This window comes from Oceanicola sp. S124, assembly GCF_000220565.1.
Taxonomy (GTDB): domain Bacteria; phylum Pseudomonadota; class Alphaproteobacteria; order Rhodobacterales; family Rhodobacteraceae; genus Pseudooceanicola.
Genome location: NZ_AFPM01000254.1, coordinates 1 through 1,882, shown reverse-complemented (window position 1 = coordinate 1,882; position 1,882 = coordinate 1). Strand labels below are relative to the sequence as shown.

Sequence of the window (1,882 nt, the reverse complement as noted above, 5' to 3'; positions counted from 1 at the left end):
CGGGGGCTGGGCGACGTGGTGATCTCCGAGGTCTACGATCCCTCCTTCGCGGCCAACGAGCATGTCTCGATGATCCGCATCCAGGCGCAGGATGAGCAGGAGGCGGTGGCCAGCGATACCATCGCCCGGGTCGAGGCGGCCCTGCAGGAGGTCGACCCCTCGATCCGCTTCACCCAGGTCGAAAGCGTTGGCCCCAAGGTCTCGGGAGAGCTGATCCAGACCGCCTTCCTGGCGGTCGGCGCAGCGCTCGGGGCAATCCTGCTCTACATCTGGCTGCGCTTCGAATGGCAGTTCTCGCTGGGGGCGGTCTTCGCGCTGTTCCACGACGTGATCGTGACCATCGGCATCTTCAGCCTGCTGCAGATCCGCTTCGACCTGGCGACCATCGCGGCGCTGCTGACCATCATCGGCTATTCGATCAACGATACCGTGGTGATCTTCGACCGCCTGCGCGAGAACCTCAGGAAGTACAAGACGATGGAGCTCATCGACGTGATGAACCTCTCGGTCAACGAGACGCTCAGCCGCACGATCATGACCTCGGGCACCACGCTGATCGCCCTGATCGCCCTGCTGGTGCTGGGCGGTGACGTGATCCGCAGCTTCGTCTTCGCCATCACCTGGGGCGTGGTCATCGGCACCTATTCCTCGGTCTACGTGGCCAAGAACGTGGTGCTCTGGCTGGGCGTGAAGCGTGACTGGTCCAAGCCCTCGGGCGGCGCCGGCACGCAGTTCGCCAATATCGACGCCTGAGCGGCGATCAGGCCGCACTCGGTCGGGGCCCTGCGGGGCCCCGCTCTCGTTCCGCCCCTCACTTTTCCCCATTCCCGGAGGCCCCATGGAACTCGTCGAAATCTCCTACGACCACGCCAGGCCGATCGACGGCTATGGCCCCGGCTTCATCCGTATCGGGACCGAGGCCGTGCCCGCGCCCTGCCTCGTGCTGGCCAATTCCACACGGCCCTGGGGCGGCGCCGAGGACAGCGCGCCGCTGCTGGCCCTGGCCGGGCAGGTCGACGTGATCCTGCTGGGCACCGGCCCCGAAATGCGCCCCGTCCCGGCCGCCCTGCGGGCCGCCCTCGACGAGGCCGGCATCGGGATCGAGCCGATGGCCACCCCGACCGCCTGCCGCAGCTTCAACGTGCTGCTCTCGGAAGGCCGCCGCATCGCCGCCGCGCTGCTGCCGGTCTGACAGCGGCGCGGCGGGCGCGTTCCGGTGCCGTCGGCTTGCCTCCGGCGGGAGTATTTTCAGCCTGGTGATGCAGGTTTGGTCCGCCCCATATCATCACCAGGCGTAAAATACTCCCGCCGGAGGCGATCCCGCCCGGGCCATCTGCGCCAGATCAAGGACAGGGGCGCGCCCGTGCCGTCTTTTGCCCGGCAGGAGAACGGGTTAAGGATCGTCCATGGATATGCGTGTCACGGATCTTTGCGTCGCCCGCGGCGGCCTGCCGCTGCTGGACGGGGTCAGCTTCGCACTGGCGCCGGGGCAGGCGCTGATCCTGCGCGGGCCGAACGGTTCGGGCAAGACGACGCTGCTGCGCTGCCTCGCGGGGCTGCAACCGGCGCGCGCCGGCCAGATGAGCTTTGACAGCGAGAGCGTGGCCTATGGCGCCCATGCGGACGGGCTGAAGGCCCAGATGACGGTGCGCGAGAACCTGACGTTCTGGGCTGCCGTGCACGGGCTGTCCGATATCGACCCGGCGCTCGCGGCCTTCGACCTCGTGGCGCTGGAGCAGCGGCTGGCCGGGATGCTCTCGGCCGGGCAGAAGCGGCGGCTCGGGCTGGCGCGGCTGATGGTCACGGGCCGCCCGATCTGGCTGCTGGACGAGCCGACGGTCTCTCTGGATGCCGCTTCGGTCGCGCTCTTCGCCGGGGCCGT

At 68.5% G+C, this 1,882-nt stretch carries 3 protein-coding genes; all 3 read left to right on the top strand.

Annotated features, from left to right (window positions below; all coding sequences use genetic code 11):
- A partial coding sequence (gene secF / locus OS124_RS0117220) for a protein translocase subunit SecF (protein WP_010141085.1) occupies positions 1-753 on the top strand: 753 nt, incomplete at its 5' end.
- 85 nt (positions 754-838) lie between these two features.
- Complete coding sequence (locus OS124_RS0117215; RefSeq protein WP_010141083.1) at positions 839-1,192, top strand: Mth938-like domain-containing protein; 354 nt, start codon at positions 839-841, stop codon at positions 1,190-1,192.
- 214 nt (positions 1,193-1,406) lie between these two features.
- Positions 1,407-1,882 (top strand): heme ABC exporter ATP-binding protein CcmA (ccmA, locus tag OS124_RS0117210; protein WP_010141082.1); only part of this gene is annotated, 476 nt, incomplete at its 3' end.